This is a genomic window from Streptomyces sp. NPDC088746, assembly GCF_044751065.1.
In the GTDB taxonomy this organism is placed as follows: domain Bacteria; phylum Actinomycetota; class Actinomycetes; order Streptomycetales; family Streptomycetaceae; genus Streptomyces.
In genome coordinates, this window is the sequence record NZ_JBIVLA010000005.1 from 239,321 (window position 1) to 256,015 (window position 16,695).

At 73.5% G+C, this 16,695-nt stretch carries 10 protein-coding genes and 1 pseudogene; 4 read left to right on the forward strand and 7 right to left on the reverse strand.

Annotated elements, in window-relative coordinates; genetic code table 11:
- Position 1: 1 nt before the first annotated feature.
- The 3 genes from ACIP63_RS23435 to ACIP63_RS23445 are packed head-to-tail and all read right to left on the reverse strand — an operon-like array spanning position 2 to position 7,268.
- Entirely contained in the window at positions 2–1,225 is a 1,224-nt protein-coding gene (locus ACIP63_RS23435) for an AAA family ATPase (RefSeq protein ID WP_401518753.1), read from the reverse strand.
- Positions 1,222–6,411, reverse strand: a complete 5,190-nt coding sequence (locus ACIP63_RS23440; RefSeq protein ID WP_401518755.1) for a hypothetical protein — start codon at positions 6,409–6,411, stop codon at positions 1,222–1,224. The genes ACIP63_RS23435 and ACIP63_RS23440 overlap by 4 nt, the downstream gene beginning before the upstream one ends.
- The gene (locus ACIP63_RS23445) at positions 6,408–7,268 is read right to left on the reverse strand and encodes a DUF4132 domain-containing protein (protein WP_401518758.1); all 861 of its coding nucleotides are present in this window, start codon (positions 7,266–7,268) and stop codon (positions 6,408–6,410) included. The genes ACIP63_RS23440 and ACIP63_RS23445 overlap by 4 nt, the downstream gene beginning before the upstream one ends.
- 255 nt (positions 7,269–7,523) lie before the next feature.
- Here ACIP63_RS23445 and ACIP63_RS23450 point away from each other — a divergent pair, with 255 nt between their 5' ends.
- Positions 7,524–8,759, forward strand: a complete 1,236-nt coding sequence (locus ACIP63_RS23450) for a metallophosphoesterase (RefSeq protein WP_401518761.1) — start codon at positions 7,524–7,526, stop codon at positions 8,757–8,759.
- Between the two features lie 36 nt (positions 8,760–8,795).
- Here ACIP63_RS23450 and ACIP63_RS23455 read toward each other — a convergent pair whose 3' ends face one another.
- Positions 8,796–9,680, reverse strand: coding sequence for an alpha/beta hydrolase fold domain-containing protein (locus ACIP63_RS23455; protein ID WP_401518763.1), 885 nt, complete (start codon positions 9,678–9,680; stop codon positions 8,796–8,798).
- A 106-nt stretch (positions 9,681–9,786) separates the two neighbouring features.
- Positions 9,787–11,334 carry an asparagine synthase (glutamine-hydrolyzing) gene (gene asnB, locus ACIP63_RS23460; protein WP_401518766.1) on the reverse strand — a complete coding sequence of 516 codons (1,548 nt, stop codon included), beginning with the start codon at positions 11,332–11,334 and terminating at the stop codon, positions 9,787–9,789.
- Between the two features lie 80 nt (positions 11,335–11,414).
- Here asnB and ACIP63_RS23465 point away from each other — a divergent pair, with 80 nt between their 5' ends.
- A complete protein-coding gene (locus ACIP63_RS23465; protein ID WP_401518769.1) occupies positions 11,415–12,179 on the forward strand; it encodes an IclR family transcriptional regulator in 765 nt (254 codons plus the stop codon).
- A gap of 119 nt (positions 12,180–12,298) precedes the next feature.
- A complete protein-coding gene (locus tag ACIP63_RS23470; protein WP_401518771.1) occupies positions 12,299–12,955 on the forward strand; it encodes a YceI family protein in 657 nt (218 codons plus the stop codon).
- Positions 12,956–12,980: 25 nt separating this feature from the next.
- Here the strand turns inward: ACIP63_RS23470 and ACIP63_RS23475 are convergent, their stop codons facing one another.
- Positions 12,981–14,006 carry a GlxA family transcriptional regulator gene (locus ACIP63_RS23475; RefSeq protein ID WP_401518774.1) on the reverse strand — a complete coding sequence of 342 codons (1,026 nt, stop codon included), beginning with the start codon at positions 14,004–14,006 and terminating at the stop codon, positions 12,981–12,983.
- 44 nt (positions 14,007–14,050) lie between these two features.
- On the opposite strand from ACIP63_RS23475, the pseudogene ACIP63_RS23480 reads away from it, so the two are divergent.
- A pseudogene (locus ACIP63_RS23480) lies at positions 14,051–15,358 on the forward strand (MFS transporter).
- Here ACIP63_RS23480 and ACIP63_RS23485 read toward each other — a convergent pair.
- Positions 15,335–16,654: an aminotransferase class I/II-fold pyridoxal phosphate-dependent enzyme gene (locus ACIP63_RS23485; RefSeq protein ID WP_401518777.1), complete on the reverse strand. Its 1,320-nt coding sequence runs from the start codon at positions 16,652–16,654 to the stop codon at positions 15,335–15,337. The pseudogene ACIP63_RS23480 and the gene ACIP63_RS23485 sit on opposite strands and share 24 nt — an antisense overlap.
- Between the last annotated feature and the right edge of the window lie 41 nt (positions 16,655–16,695).

Here is a 16,695-nt window from a genome sequence, read left to right on the forward strand (position 1 = left end):
GTCAGTTCTCCAGCACCGCGCGCAGGTCCCACAGGGCGCGCCAGGTGGCCGACCCCTGCTCCGCGCGCCTGCGCACCGGCCCGTCCCAGTAGCCCAGCAGGCGTGCCGCGTCGCCGGGGTCGTCCTTCCGTACGACGCCGAGCAGATGCCCGGGCAGGAGGGAGAGCACGTCCCGGTCCCCTGGGAAGTACGCGGCGGCCAGGCCCAGGGAGCCCGCGACGGAGACCGCCTCCGCCGTGCTCATCACCGTGGAGGGGCGCTCGACCTCCCAGCCCTCCACGGAGCGGCCCTCGCGCAGGTCCCGGAAGGCCGTGACGAGGGCTTCGAGGACCGCGTCGTCCACCTGGTAGGCGGCGCCCACGCGTTCGACGGCTGCCCGCGACTGGCGCCGGACGAGCGCGGTCTCGGCGTCCACGTCCCCGATGGGGCCCACGGTCTCGAAGTTGAAGCGTCGCTTCAGCGCCGCGGACATCTCCGAGACGCCCTTGTCCCGCAGGTTGGCGGTGGCGATGAGGGTGAAACCGGGGGCCGCGTGCACCTGGGCGCCCTTGCCGCCCGCGAGTTCGGGGACCGCGATCCGCCGCTCGGAGAGCAGCGACACGAGGGCGTCCTGGACCTCCGGCAGGCAGCGGGTGACCTCCTCGACGCGGGCGACGGCGCCCCGGGTCATGGCGGTGAGTACCGGGGAGGGCACCAGGGCCTGCTCGGTGGGGCCCTGGGCGAGCAGAAGTGCGTAGTTCCAGCCGTACTTGAGCTGGTCCTCGGTGGTGCCCGCGGTGCCCTGCACGGTGAGCGCGCTGGTCCCGCAGACGGCTACCGACAGCAGCTCGGAGAGCATGGACTTGGCGGTGCCCGGTTCGCCCACGAGGAGGAGTCCGCGCTCTCCGGCAAGGGTGACCACGCACCGTTCGACCAGGGCGCGCTCGCCGACGAACTTCTGCTCGATCGCCAGGCGGCGCGGCACCCCGTCTCCGGGCAGGGCCCCCTTCGGCAGGCTCAGTGCGTCGCCCGCGCTGCCCATCACGAAGGTGACGACGGCGCGCGGGGTGAGCAGCCAGCCGGGTGGGCGGGGGCCGGAGTCGTGGGCGGCGAGGAAGGCCAGCTCGGTGGCGTACCGGTCCTCGGGCGGCGTGACCTGGCGGTGCTCCCGGCCGGGAGCCGTCGCCTGGTCCGGGACGCCGCCCGAGGTGGTGCTGTCGAGGGTGGTCGTGGTGTCGTTCGTCATCGGCGGCGGCCCTTCCGGGTTGCGCGGGTGTCCAGTTCTTCGAAGGCGGGGGCGTCGCCGCCCCGGACCCGTGCCCAGGCGGCTGCGAACAGCGCGGGCACGGGGAGGTGGGGCAGGATCCGGGTGGACCCGGCCACGGGGTACAGGCGTTCCTTCCAGGTCTCCAGCGGCAGCCCGGGGGCGCCGCGTTCGAGCCAGCCGCAGGGGAGGAACAGGGTGCGGCCGGCGCGGGAGCGCTTCGCCTCCACCACGAGATCGGTGGCGGCGAGCTCAGCCCTGGCCTTCTTGACCCGTGCCGGCTTCCACCCGGTCCAGCGGACGCAGTTGCGGTCCGTCGGGTCGGGCAGGGCGAGCAGCATCAGGTACAGGGCGGCGGTGTCCGCGCTCAGGCCGAGGACGTCGACGACCTCGGCCACCAGGCCGGGCACCACACGCGTCGGGTCCTGGGCCGGGTGGAGCGGGGAACCGTCGGTGGCACCCGCCGAGACCAACGCGTCGGTCTCCTCACCCAGCAGCGCGCGGAGGGCGAGCACATCGCCGGTGCCGTAAGGGCTGACGATTCCTTCGACGAGGCCGAACGCCGGGTCGTCGGGCCCTGTCAGGCCGGCCGGGCGGATCAGCAGCTTCTCGTTGCTGCCGTGGCCGGGGGCCAGGAGCAGCGCCGTGCCGGCCCGGACCAGACCGTCGGCGTCGGCGCCGCCGGACTCGGGGAGCCCGTGGGCGGCGCGGACCGCGGGGCCGATCGAGTCCCCCGAGTCGGTCCAGTCCAGACCGAGGTCCAGCACCAGGTCCTGGTCGGCGAGGCGGCCGCGCAGGGCCGCGAGTCCGACGGGCAGGTGTGCCCGCAGGGGGTGTCCGTACGGCAGCGTGTAGGCGAGGGTGCGCAGGGCGGTCAGGGCCGTGTGGACCGCACCGCGTGCGCTCACCCGGCGCAGGCCCGGGCGGCCTGTGCCGTCCTGGACGTCGGTGCCGTGGGCGAGCCAGGTCCGGTGGCCCGCGTTGAGGATCAGGTCGACGGCGCCCGGGGTGGTGCCCGAGAGGTCGAGGTCCAGTTCCTCGGGGACACGGACGAGGGAGGACAGGCGCTTCTGCCAGACCTCGGCGGCGGCCTGGACGTCGGGTCCCGTGGTCCACAGCTCGGCCGGGTCCGCGGGCAGGAGTGCTCGGACAACGGCGTGCCGGTCGTCGCGGGGCAGGGCGGCCAGCCTGGCCTGGGTCGCCTCGAAGGCACGCGTCTTCGCCCCGAGCAGCGCGAGCGCCTCGGCGCCGGGCTCCTCGACGGCTGCCGACAGCAGGGCGGCGGACTGGAGGGGACCGATTCCGGTGGCCGTGTGGAACGCCTCGGCGGCCTCCGGACGCCAGGGTGCCGGGCCCTGTTCCCGCACCAGAGCCGTGAGCCGGGTGAGCCGGTCGCGGGCGATGCCCTGCCGGTGAACGTGCTCGTGGTCCAGGGTGAAGCCGGGGACGGGGCCGAAGGCACCCGTCGGGTCGTGGTCCAGGGCAACCCAGCGTGCCGCGTCGTTCCGGGAGTTCCGGCCGCGGTTGGCGACGATGACGACGGTGCGGGCGCCCTTGCGCAGCACCTGGCCGAGGCGGTGTACGGCCTCGGGGCGTCCCGGTCCGGGTGCTCCTCCGACGAACGGCTCGACGAGTTCCACCTGCCGGACCGTGCCCGCCGGGTCGGCCAGCGGGCCCGCGGCGAGGGTTTCCAGCAGCACGAGGAGACCGGTGCGGTGCTCGGGCGACGTGGTCGCCGAGGCCGCCCGGTAGGCCAGTTCGGGCAGCTTGTCGAGAAGGGAGGTCCAGGCCGAGGCGTCGCCGGGCACCGTGTACTCGTCCCGCTGCCAGCCGTCCGCAGGGGTGAACGGGACCTTGGACGGTATGGGCGGGCCGAACGCGGGTTCACCGCCGAGGACATGGTTGACGGCGAGGATCTGCCGGATCACGGTCCACCGGGGCCCGCCTCCCCACCAGCTGCCGTGCATCCGCTCGGAGCCCCAGGCGGAGGCGTTCCGCAGCGTCATGTCGTCGCCGTGCTCGGGCGAGTGGTCGAAGAACATGCCCTGGGTGCGTGCGGTGTTCCGGGGGGTGGCCGGCTGCGCGGACCGGGGCGGTTCCAGATACCGGAGGACTGCGACAGCCCGGTCCACGGCGCTCCGGACGATCGCGGTGACACCCGCGAGGAGTCGTGTGTCGGACACCTCGGGCAGCGCCCGGGCGACGGCCTCCTCGCTCAGTTCCCGCACCGAGGGCCCCGTGTACTCCTCGACGGCCCGGAATGCCTCCGTGTGCTGGGCGACCGCGTCGACGACCTCCTTGAACAGCTCCTCCGCGCGGGAGTCCGTCATGTCGCGCAGGGCGGCGGAGCCCCGCTCGTCCCTCGGGCGCAGGGCGTGCCAGTAGGCGACGGGAGGCAGATAGCGGGTGCCCGCCGCGTTGTTCCCGCCGGAGGAGCCAGGGGTGACGGACCACAGGCTGCCACCGATGCCGTCCGTGTCCGCCGGGTGCGCCTCGACGGAGCGGTGGCGCAGGGCCACGACCGGCCGCGACCCGCCGGGCAGGGTGAGGGCGCCGAGCGGCACCGGGGAGCCGCCGTCGGCCAGCGGGTGCGGCAGGGTGACCGTGTGGCCGTCGGGGGTGCCGGCGACGGCCCGGTGCCCGTCGGCGGGGGCCGCCGTGCCCGGCTCGGTCACGGTGCGGCGGACCCAGCGGCCCAGGACGGTGCCGTCCGTGCCGAACGGGGTGGTCTCCAGACCGGGCTGGAGGGGCAGCACCTGGCAGTGCTCGGTCAGCAGCCGGCTGCCGTCCCGCACCCCGGACCGGAGGAAGGCGGGGAGGGACGCGCGGCCGTGCGTGCCGCCGGCCGGGTCGTACTCCAGCCACACCCGCTGTGTGCCCTGGTGGCCTTCCCGCCAGTGGCCCGTGCCGTCGGAGATGACGGCGCGCTGGGGCGGGAGAGAGGTGTCGCCCGCGTGCAGGGCCTTGCCGCCGGTGGCGCGACCGCCGCCGGGCAGCGGCAGGCAGACCTCGTCCGAGGGGCTGGAGCCGCCCCAGCGGGGGATCTGCTCGCCGCCGACGGTGAACACCTCGGCGGGGCGGTGCGACCAGTAGCCGCGCTGCTTGCCGTCCTCCCACCAGATGACCAGCAACTCGCCGTCGACGTAACGGAAGGCGAGCGTCCGCCAGTGGTCGACGGTGGCGGGCAGCCGCAGGGTGTGCCGCAGCAGAACGCCGTCCGGGCCGACGACGACGGCCCGTTCGAGCGTGTTCAGGATCAGCGCGGGCCAGGCGCCGGTGACGCCGACGCCCTCCGAGCGCCGGTTCCGCGGACCCGCGGCGGCGGCCTCCGCGGCCTCCGCCGCCAGTTCGGCGTAGGCCTCGTCCAGTGCGGACCAGCCCAGTTCGTCCAGGACGCCGGTACGCAGCGTGGAGGCGAGCAGCGGCACGACGTCGTGGCCCTCGAGGAGCCGCACGGCCTCCGGAGCGACGTCCGCGACCACGGAGCGGAACGCCGAGAGCTTGTGGAGGGCGGTCTGAAGCCCGGGGAGCCCCCGGGCTGCCGTGTACTCCTCCGCGCAGGCGGTCAGCCACTCCCGCAGGATCGCGGAGAGCACCGGGTGCTCCGCCAGCTTGGCCATGCCGACGTCGCCCAGCCCCTGGCCGTGCCGGCCGCCGAGGCCGCCGATGTTCCGGCGCAGGAGGGCACGGAAGGCCGGCCGTTCGGCGACGGCGGTGAGATCCCGCGCACCGGGCGCGGTGTCGGTGAGCCACGGGCCGCACGCGAGCTGGAGGGAGCGTGCGCCGGTCTCCTCCTGCTCGTCCGGTTCGGCGACGGGGACGCCGGTGGCCAGGCAGAGGTCGAGAAGGTCCAGATCGGCGGTGCGGTGCCAGCGGCCCTGGAACAGCTCGACGGGGCGCCCGTCGGCGCGCAGCCGGTCCGCCATCCGGGCGGCCAGGTCGAGCGTCTGCGGGCTGCGGCCCGAGGTGGCGCGGTTGCGCCGGCGGTGTGCCTCCCAGCGGGCGAGCCAGTCCGCCGGGGAGACAGAGGCAGCGGAGGCGGTGGCAGCGTGGGAGGCGTCCGGGAGGCCGGTCAGCAGGCCCTCCGCTCCGGACTCGGCAAGCAACGCGAGCCAGCCGGATTCACTGTCCGTGTCCCGGCCGCTCTCGCTGAAGGTCTCCGGGAAGAAGCCGAGGAGCCTCGCCCGCACGGCCGCGTCCCGCCGGGCGAGGGCGACGATCGCGGAGCGGTACGCCGCCCAGAACGAGGCGGGCGCGCGGACGATCCCCGGGGAGCCGATCAGATCGGCCACCAGGTCGCGTTCGGCGGCCTCGCGGTCCAGCCCGGCGGCCTTGACCAGTGCGCGCACGTCCTGCGGCAGCGCCGCGTACGGCGGCATGCCGGCAGCGCAGCGCTCGACCAGCAGACGGCGGAACTGCGCCCAGGCGTCCGCCGGTGCGAGCCGGGCCACCAGGTCCCGCACGTACTGCCGCAGCGCCTTGACCGTCAGCGCACCGGCGAAGGCGAACTCCAGGAAGACGGCCCGCTGACGGTCCTCGTCCACGGCCAGCCCGTGCACCCGCTCGGCCTCGCGGGCCTTGCCGAAGAAGGAGGCGGCGTAGGTGGTGTTCTCCGCCTGGAGGAAGAGGCGTGCCACCTGCTCGTAGTACGTGGGGAGGAAGTGCGGCACGGCACGGCCGAGCCGGGTGCCGAGCGCGTCGAAGCCGTCCTTGGCCGCCCCCGCGCGGGTCCTGGCCTGCCGGCCCAGCCGCTCGATGTCCTTGACCAGGGCCAGGGCGTGGTGCCCGTTGGCCGGGTCGTTGACCAGCGCCCAGGCCGGGAAGCCCAGCGTCTCGCGGCGCACCTGGCCCACGACGGGGGCCTCGGCGGCCCGGGCCAGACCGAGGAACTCCAGGGCCAGGTCCTCGGCTTCGCCGAGGGTGCCGGGTACGAGCCGGACCACGGGGCGGTCGCCGAGGGCGTGGTGGGTGTAGGTGCGGGCTGTCAGTGTGTCGGCGTCGTCCGCGTCGGTGGTGTCCGCCGCGAGGATCGCGCCGGCGTCCAGCAGTGCCGCCGCGCGGGCCTCGGCGGCGGGGGTGGAGGTGCCCTCGCCCAGGGCCTGGGCGGGAATGGGCGCCGTGCTCGCTGCCGCCGTGGTCGTGTCGATGTTCGTCGTCGTGGTGCTCATGCCGCCCGCTCCTCGTCCTCCACGTCGCGGCCGGCATAGAGCGCCGCCGCCATGCGCATGCCCTCGGACCATGCGACGGGGCCGACCTCGGCCGCCGTCAGCGCGCGCCCCGCGGGGTCGGTCCAGCCCAGGGGGCCCGTCTCGGTGTCGTACTCGCCGTATCCGTCGTGCTCGCCGATCCAGATGCGCGCCTCGGCCGTGGCGCCGTCCTCGACGACCGGGCAGACCGCGTATCCGCCGCGCGACCGGTACCCGAGCTGGGTGACGCGGCCGTGCAGGAAGCGCAGTTCCTTGAACACGCCGCCCGCGTAGGTGTCCACGGAGGTGGTGTCCGGGGCGAGGCCCTGCGGACGGCGCCACACCTCGCGGAACAACTGCTCCACGTTCTGGCGCACCCCCAGTTCGACCGCGAACTCGCGCAGGTCGTCGAGGTCGTCGAGGAGGACGGGGTGGGGAACGCTGACGACGTCCGGGGTGATGCGGACCGTGTCGCCGTCCAGGTCGACGAGGCCGAGACCGCGGTCGGGGTCGACATCGCGCAGGAACCCGGCGACCCCGCCGTCCTGGCCGGTGACCACCACGTCCCGCAGGGCCGCCTGCCACGCCGGGTCGGGCCAGACCCGGGCGAGTACGGCGGTGGGGACGGGCAGCGAACGCACCATCCACTGCTCGACGTCGGTCAGGCACCGGGCTTCGTGCCGCTCGAGCCACTCGGTCAACTGCCGGAGTCCGACGACCGCCGGGTCGTCCTTCAACCTGGCCGGGACGGACTTCAGCCGCCGGCCCTTCCCGTTGCGGCAGACCACTTTGCCCGCCTCCAGGGCGACTTCGTAATCGCCCGCCGGAACCCACCCCATGCGCTGTTCTCCCCCTTGGACGGACGGCCGCCGAACCGGCGGCACGCTGATGAGACCCGTCGACGGCAACGCACCGTGACGAGTGGGACAGACTCTAGGCGCCACCAGTGACAATCGTTCCGGGCACCTCTGCTTCGTCGTACGGGCCCCCACCACGAGGTCATCGAGAAGTTCGCCGGATGTCTCCGACTCAGGTCATCAGGACGACCGGGTACAGTGCGCGCCGGCAGCCTTGGTTCATCGAGGAGGGGAAGCGTGACCGACACCGACGAAGCCCGATCCGCGGACGGGCGATCCGCGGACGGTGCGGCTCCTGCGACTCGGCAGAGCCGGCTGAGCCGCCTTATGCGCTTCATCCCTTTGGTCGCCCCGATCCTGCTGTGGGCCGTGCCCTGCTGGGTGCTGCTGCACGCCGGCCAGCGCTGGCCGCTCCCCGTGGCGCTGGGCGGCACGGCCCTGTTCGTCCTCGGACTGGTCGCCATGCCGCTCGCGATGGTGCGCGGTCACGGCCGGCGCCAGCAGGACCGGGCGGCGATCGTCGGGGACACCCTCCTGGGGGCCGGCTGGGTCCTGTTCACCTGGTCCGTCCTGTTCGGCGTCCTGCTGCGGCTCGCCCTGACCGTGACCGGTGTGGGCGACGGGCAGAGCCGGGCCCGGATCGTCACCTGGGCGGTCCTCGGTGTGGCCGTCGTGCTGCTCGCCTGGGGGTACGCCGAGGCCCGCCGGGTGCCGCGGGTGCGCCGGCTGGACGTACAACTCCCGCGTCTGGGAGCGGGCTTGGACGGCACCCGCGTGGTCCTCATCACCGACACCCACTACGGCCCGCTCGACCGCGCCCGCTGGTCGGAACGGGTCTGCGCGAAGGTCAACACGCTGGAGGCCGACCTGGTCTGCCATACCGGCGACATCGCGGACGGCACGGCGCAGCGCCGTCGTGCCCAGGCCGCTCCGCTGGGCACCGTGCGAGCCACCCGGGCCCGGGTCTACGTCACCGGGAACCACGAGTACTACAGCGAGGCCCAGGGCTGGGTCGACCTGATGGACGAGCTGGGCTGGGAGCCGCTGCGCAACCGTCACCTCCTGCTCGAACGCGGCGGCGACACTCTTGTGGTCGCCGGGGTGGATGACGTCACCGCCGAGTCCTCCGGCCTGGCCGGCCACCGCGCCCACCTCGCAGGAGCCCTGAACGGTGCCGACCCGGACCTGCCCGTCCTGCTCCTGGCGCACCAGCCCAAGTTCGTCGACCGGGCCGCGGCAGGCGGCGTCGACCTCCAGCTCTCGGGCCACACCCACGGCGGCCAGATCTGGCCCTTCCACCACCTGGTCCGCATCGACCAGCCCGCCCTTGCCGGCCTCAGCCGCCACGGCGCCCGCACCCTCCTCTACACCAGCCGCGGCACCGGTTTCTGGGGCCCGCCGTTCCGCGTCTTCGCCCCCAGCGAGATCACCCTGCTCGTGCTCCGCTCACCGCACCTGCCCACGTCGCCGTAGACCCGGCGGAACGGCCCATCCGCCGGGAGCCGTTCCTCACCGGTCGGCGTCGGCGACCCACTCCGTGATGCGTTCCAGCAGGCGCCTCCCTGTCGGGTTCCGCTCGGACAGGATCGTGACCTGGAAGACGTGCGGCATCGCCTCGTACACCTCGACGGATACCCGGGTTCCGGCGTCGGAGGCCGTCTGCGCGAAGCGCAGGGTGTCGTCCAGGAGCGCCTCCGCCGCCCCGACCGTGAACAGCAGCGGCGGAAGGCCGTGGAGGTCTCCGTGGATCGGTGACTGCGGAGCCTGGTCCGGCCGGGCACCGCCCAGGTACTGGCCGATGAGTCGGGTGAGCAGTGCACGGTCGACCCCTGAGTCGTGAGGGGCGTTGGCGTCGATGGACGGGCTGGACAGGGTGAGGTCGGTGATCGCGGAGTTGGCGATGACGGCTGCCGGGAGGGCGGTGCCGGACTCCTTGAGGGCGAGCAGGGCGGACAGCGCCAGCGTGGCACCGGAGGACTCGGAGAAGATGACGATCTTCGCGGCGGGCACCCCCTGGTCGAGCAGGCTCCGGTAGACGGCGACGACGTCGTCCAGCGGCGCCGGGTACGGGTGGGCCGGGGCCAGGCGGTAGTGCACGACGAGGACAGGCCGGGCCGTCGCCCGGGAGATCCGGTGGGCCGTCAGGTTCATCAGCTCCGGCATACGGTGCTCGAATCCGCCCCCGTGGACGTAGAGCACCACGCCCTCCTCGACGGACGCCCCGCCCGCCCTCACCCAGACCGCGGTCACACCACCGCTCCCGGGCAGCACCGGGTCCGGTCCGGCGTCGGCCGGCAGCGCGAAGGACCGGCTCCCGAGACCGGCCAGCTCTGCCATGACCGCGGCGGCGGCCGTGGTGGGGTCGGGCTCGGCGGGGATGTGTGTGATGTCCATGATCAGAGAGCTATCAACCGGTCATGGGGCGCGGCAACACAATTGATGTCGCGTCGAGCCGTCACAGGGGTCGCGGGGCGCCCGTCCGCTGATCCGAGCACGGTACTCACCCCGTGGCGAACCGCGTGAGCACAGCCTCCGGGCGTACTCCCGGCAGAGCCTTGCGGAACGTGCGGTAGTAGCCGAGCTCCTCCTTGCCGCGCAGTTCCGGCGCGTCCTCCCGGGCCGCTGCCGCGGTGAACTCCTCGTCCGTGATGCGCGTGTCCCAGAGTGGGCTGAGCAGGCTCTCCGCGCCGCTGCCCGTGCCGAACTGCTCCTTGCGGCGCCACAGCAGGTGGTGGGGCAGCCGGCCGGTGAAGGCCCGGCGCAGATGCCCCTTCTCCATGCCGTCCGCCTCGAGCAGTTTCATGTGCGCGGGCAGGGACATGGCGTGGGCCACGACGTCGTGGTCGAGGAAGGGTACGCGGGCCTCCAGGCCGTGGGCCATGGTGACGCGGTCGCAGCGCTGGAGGTTGAGGCCGTGGAGCGCGCCCACCGTACGCCGGAGCTCCGCGTCCAGGGCTTCGGGTGCCGCGTGCCGCTCGTGGTAGTAGCCGTACCCGGCGAACAGCTCGTCCGCGCCTTCGCCGGTCAGCACCACCTTGACGTGCTGCGAGGCCAGTTCGGACAGGAACCAGTTGGGGACCGCGCTGCGGATGAGGCTGGCGTCGAAGGACTCCACACACGCGACCACGGCGTCGAGAACCCTCCCCGCCGCCTCGGCGTCCAGCAGCGCTTCGTGGTGCTCGGTGCCCAGGTGCGCGGCGGTCTCCCGGGCGGCGAGCAGGTCCGGGGAGCCGTCGGTGCCGACGGCGAACGTCTTGAGCCTGCGCCCCTGCCGGGCGTACGCCTCGGCGGCGACCGCGGCGACGACACCGGAGTCGAGGCCCCCGGACAGGAACACTCCGACCTCGACGTCCGCCATCAGGTGCCGGCGCACGGAATCCGCGACGGCCTCGAACGTGGCCTTCTCGGCGACCTCCTGCGGCACGCCGTTCCAGTCCACCGCTCCGACGGGCTCGGGGACCGGCTCCGCGAAACGCCGCAGGCCCTCCTCGGGTGACCACCGGTGCCCCGGCGGGAAGATCTCGGCGCTGGGCCGCACCTCGGGCGTGAAGGCGCGCAGTTCGGAGGCGAAGTGCACCGTCGTGCCCGTACGCGCCCAGTAGAGGGGCTTGATGCCGATGGCGTCGCGGGCGGCGACGAAGCGGCCGCCCGGCGTGGCGGCGCACAGGGCCCACATGCCGCGGAGCCGGCGCAGCCCCTCGGGCCCGTCGGCGCGCAGGACGGCCAGGGCCGCCGCCGAGTCGGAGGAGGAGCCGAAGGCGGTTGCGGGCAGCTCGTCCCGCAGCGCCTGGTGGTTGTAGATCTCGCCGTTGCACACGAGCGACCAGTCGTCGGCGCCGCTCGTGCCGCCGAGGGGCTGGTGTCCGCCGTCGAGGTCGACTATCGACAGCCTGCGGTGTCCGAGCCAGGCGTGGCCGCCGACCGTCCGCGTCCCGCGGTCATCCGGACCACGGTGGGCCAGCCGGTCGAGCATCTCCTCCGCGGCCGGGCATGCGCACTCGGTGTGGATGTCTTCCTGGGGGCTGTATATGGCTGCGATTCCGCACATGCCGTCGACCATAGAGGGGGCTGGTGCGAGGAGAACAACGCGAGTTGCCGCATACGCACGGACGCGTCAGACTGGGTGTCATGGTGAGCGAGAGCCTGAGCAGCGTGCGCAGGGCACTGGATGTGCTGCGCGTCCTCGGGCAGGGGCCCCTGGGCGTCCAGGAGGTGGCCGAGGCGGTGGGCCGGGAGAAGACTCAGGTGTCCCGGACCCTCAAAGTCCTGGCGGAGGAGGGGTTTCTCGAACGGGATCCGCGCAGCCTGCGCTACAGCGTCGGCCGGCAGCTGCTGGTGCTGGCCGCGTCGGCGGGCGAGGACCGGATGCACCGCGAGGCCCCGGCCGTGCTGCGCGAGCTGGTGCACCAGGTCGGCGAGCCCGCGTACCTCACGGTGCTGTCCGGGCACGGCGTGGTGACGGTGCTGACCGAGCGCGCCTCGCGCGGGCTCCAGGCGCACGAGTGGGTCGGCCGCACCACACCGCTGAACTGCACCGCGAGCGGCCGCGCCCTGCTGTTCGGGCTGCCCGACGAGCAGGCCGAGGCACTGCTGGCCACCCCGGACGGGGCGCGGCTCCCGGGGACGGACGCCGCACCCCGTGACGTACCGGCCGTGCTGGAACGCCTGCGGACGGAGCGGGCGCGTGGTCATGCGGTGGCCGTCGAGGAGATGGAGCCGGGGCTGATCGCGGTCGCCGCTCCCGTGCGCGACCACCGGGGCGATGTCGTCGCCGCGCTCAACGTCTCCGCGCCCGTGTTCCGGTTGCCGCCGGACGCGGTGCCGAAGGTGGTGGACGCGGTGGTCACCGCCGCTCACCGGTTGTCGGCCCGCCTCGACGGAACCGAGGCCTGACGCCCCGCGACCTCCACTGCTTCGCCGACGCGTCACGCTGTGAAGGTCTGACCATGAATGTTCGGGTTCCTTGATCAGCTCTTGCGGGCGCGACTTACCTCGGAGTAACTAACTGGTTCATGAACCTCTTCAGCCGCAGCTCCCTGCTCCGCCGCCCGGAGCCCCGCACGGAGGAGCCCGTCTCCGCCCCGGCGGCCGCTGGTACTTCGGTTCTGCCCGATCGCCGTCTGGCGGCTCTCTCCGGAGATTGGATGATCGACCCCGCGCACAGCAGGATCGGCTTCTCCGTGCGGCACGCCATGGTGACCACGGTGCGCGGCGCGTTCCTGGAGTACGAGAGCCGCCTCTACTTCGACGGGCGCGACCCGGGACGTTCCCGCGCCGAGATCTCACTGGCCACCGCGAGTGTCGACACCGGCGTCGAGCAGCGCGACGCGCACCTCGTCGGCCGCGACTTCCTGAACGCGGCGAAGTACCCGCACATCAGCTTCGTGAGCACCGCCGTGCAGCTCATCGGCAAGGACGTCTACCGCATGACCGGCGACCTCACCATCCGGGGCATCACCAACCCCGTGGTCCTGGACCTCACGTACATCGGTTACGTCACCGACCCGTTCGGTTACGAGCGCGTCGGTTTCGACGGGACCACCACCATCAACCGTTCCGACTGGGGCCTGACTTACAACGCCCGCCTGGCCGAGGGCGGTGCCATGGTCAGCGAGAGGCTCCGCCTGCAGTTCGACATCGCCGCCATCCGCACCCCTTCCGCCGGCTGACCGTTCGGGCAACCGGCCTGCCCCCTCAGGTGACCGGGCCGCCGGCCGCACCCCTGAACGTGCGGCGGTAGGTGCGCGGCGACACCCCCAGCGCCGTGTGGAAGTGCTGCCTCAGGGCGGTGCCGGTCCCGAAGCCGGCGTCGGCGGCGATCCGGTCCACCGGCAGGTCGGTCCGCTCCAGCAACCGCCGTGCCCTGTCGACGCGTTGCTGGGTGAGCCACTGCATGGGCGTGAGCCCGGCCTCCTGCCGGAAGCGCCGGTTGAACGTACGCACGCTCATGGACGCTCGCCCGGCCAACTCGTCGAGCTTCAGCGGACGTTCCAGGTTGCGCAGCGCGTACTCCCGGGCCGGGCCCGTCGAGCACTGCTCGGGCGGGGTGACCGGGCGGTCGATGTACTGGGCCTGGCCGCCCTCCCGGTGCGGTGGTACGACGGTCCCCCGGGCGACGCGGTTGGCGACCTCCGCACCGTGGTCGGTACGGATCATGTGGAGACAGAGGTCGATGCCGGAGGCCACACCGGCCGAGGTCAGGACCCCGCGGTCGTCCGTGTACAGCACGTCGGCGTCCACCTCGATCTCCGGGTAGAGCGTCCTGAACTCCTCGCACGACTTCCAGTGTGTCGTGGCGCGTCGCCCTGCCAGCAGCCCCGCCGCCGCGAGGACGAACGAGCCGGTGCAGATCGACGCCACCCGCGCCCCCGGGGGGACACGGGCCAGCGCCCGCTCCACATCGGGGCCGATCCGGCCGCGTTCCTGCGGCTCGTAGTCCTCCTCGGCGGCCGGTACGACGACGGTGTCCGCGTTCTCCAGCGCCTCGGGGCCGTGGGCCACATTGACGGTGAAGTCGGTGTCCGTCGGGACGACACCCGGTCCCGGTGTGCACGTGACGACCTCGTACAGGGGTTCGCCGGAGTCCGAGACCGCCTGCCCGAACAGCCGGTGCACGATCCCGAGCTCCATCGGGAGCAGCCCGGGCCGCACGAGCACGACCACCCGATGCTTCTGCTGGGTCAGGACCGTCATGGCCAGATTCTTGCAGAAGTCGTCCATCTCGCCAGTGGCCGGGCCCCCTGGCCACGTCGACGATCGAACGCATGGACGCAGTCAAGGACCTCTCGCACCGCGGCCGCTTCGGGCACCGCGCCTGGTGGGTGGCGGCGGCCGCGCTGCTCGCCATCGTCGTGGCCGGCGCCTTCTCGACCCTGCCCGGTCTGCTCACCGGGCCCCTGCACCGGGAGTTCGGCTGGTCCCGGGGGTCGATCGGCCTTGCGGCCTCGGTGAACATGGTGCTCTACGGTCTCACCGCCCCGTTTCGCAGCCGCGCTCATGGACCGCTTCGGCATCCGCCGCGTCGTGGTCGCCGCCCTCCTGGTCATCGCTTCGGGGGCCGGACTCACCACCGTCATGACCACGGCCTGGCAGTTCACCCTGTTCTGGGGGATGCTCGTCGGCCTGGGCACCGGCTCCATGGCCACGGCATTCGGCGCCACGGTCACCCAGCGCTGGTTCGTACCGAGGCGTGGGCTGGTCACCGGTGTGCTCGCCTCCGGCAGCGTCTTCGGGCAGATGGTGTTCCTTCCCGCCCTGTCCTGGACCGTGGACCACCACGGCTGGCGTCCGTCCCTGGTCACCCTCGTGCTCGCGGCGTGCGCCACCGCGCCCCTGATGTGGCTCGTGCTGCGGGACCACCCCGCCGACGTCGGCCGCGAGCCCTACGGCGCCGGACGTCATGTGCCGAAGCCCCTGCCCGCCGAAGTCGCCGGCCGCAGGGCGGTCGCCGTGCTGCGTGACGCGGCGCGCACCGCCCCGTTCCGGCTGATGGCCGGCGCGTACGCGATCTGCGGGGCCTCCACCAACGGCATCATGTGGACGCATTCACCCCGGCCGCCCACGACCACGGCATGCCCGCCACCACCGCGTCCTCCCTGCTCGCGGCGATCGGGGTCTTCAACGTGATCGGCACCGTCGCATCCGGCTGGGCCACGGACCGGCGCGACCCGCGACGGCTGCTCGCGGTGTTCTTCGCCCGGCGCGGTCTGCTCCTGATGTGCCTGCCCCTGCTGATGAGCGCCACGGTTCAGCCGTCGATGGTGGTCTTCGTCGTCGCCTTCGGCCTGCTCGACCTCGCGACCGTCCCGCCGGTCATCGCGCTGTGCCGGGAGTTCTACGGGGACGCCGGCGCCGTGGTCTTCGGCTGGGTCGGCGCGGCGCACCAGGTGGGCGCCGCCGTGGCCGCGTACGGAGGCGGAGCCGCCCGCGACGCCTTCGGTTCGTACGCTCCCGTCTGGGTGACGCTCGGCGCGCTGTGCGCGGGGGCGGCGCTGCTGTCGCTGCTCGTCCGGCGCGTCGCCCCGGCCGACCGGGCCGCCGGGCCGTGCCTATCCGCCGTAGACCACCTGTGACTCACCGAGCGCGTCCGCGAAGTCGCCTGCGAGACGCGCGGCTTCGGCCGGTGTGAGCGTGGCGGTGGTGACGCGCACCCCGGGCGGGGACGCGATGCGGAAGCGGGTGCCCGCGGCGGTCCACCAGCCGCGGGTGCGAAGGGCGTTGACGACGGCGGACTCGTCCCGGACGGGCACCCAGACGTTGAGTCCGCTGACCCCGTGGGAGGCGATGCCGTGCTCGGCCAGCGCCGCACCGAGGGCGTCGCGGCGGGTGGTGTAGGTGCGGGCCGCTACCGCCACCAGCCGGGTCACCGCCGGGTCGGTCAGCAGGCCCGCGACGGTCGCCTGGAGGATGTGGCTGACCCATCCGGAGGTCAGCAGCATCCGTCCGTCGTGACGCGCGAGGGTGGCGGGGTCGCAGGCGAGGGCGGCCCAGCGCAGATCGATCCCGAGGTGCTTGGACACCGTACGCACATGGGCCCAGCGGGGCAGTCCGCCGGCGGCGAGGGTCACCGCGTCCGCACCGGCGATGTCCGCGTTGTGGTCGTCCTCCACGACCAGTACGTCGGGGAAGTCGCGCAGCACGGCCAGGAGCGCGTCCCGGCGGCCGGGGGTGAAGCGCGCACCGAGCGGGCTCTGTCCGCGAGGGCTGCACACCAGGGCCCGGGCTCCCGCCCGCAGTGCGGTGCGCAGCGCCTCCGGGCGGATCCCCTCGTCGTCGACGGCCACCGGCAGCATGCGAAGGCCCAAGGCCGGTACCAGGTCGAGGAGATGGTGGAAGCCGGGGTCCTCCACGGCCACGGCGTCACCGGGCCTGAGCTCGGTGGACAGCAGCCTGGCGACGCAGTCCAGGGCACCGTGGGCGAACGTCACCGAACCGGTGGGCACGTCGTCCCGGGCGAACCAGGCGCGGGCGGCGTCCTCGAGCACGGAGAAGCGCGGCGAGGCGCGGTGCGATCCGGGCACGGGCTTCACGCGCGCGGGCGGGCTCAGCACCGGGAGGCAGGCGGGATCGGGGTGTCCGCCGGCCAGGTCGCGCAGCCCCGCGGGCACCTTGGGAGGCCGCCGTGAGGTGACGACGGGGGCGGACGCCACCACCGTGCCGCCGCGTCCGAGGGTCACCACCACCCCGCGTCCGCGCAGCTCCTTGTAGGCCGCCGCGACCGTTCCCGCACTCACACCCAGCTCCTCGGCGAGCCGCCGCACGGGAGGCAGCGAGGCGCCGGGCCGCAGCGTGCCGTCGGACACGCGGCTCTCGACGGACGCCGAAATCTCTCTGGCCGTTCCGCCTGCGATCCCATATTGTTCTGCCACAGAGCACAGTTTGTACCGATACAAAATAGGTGTCAAGGGGG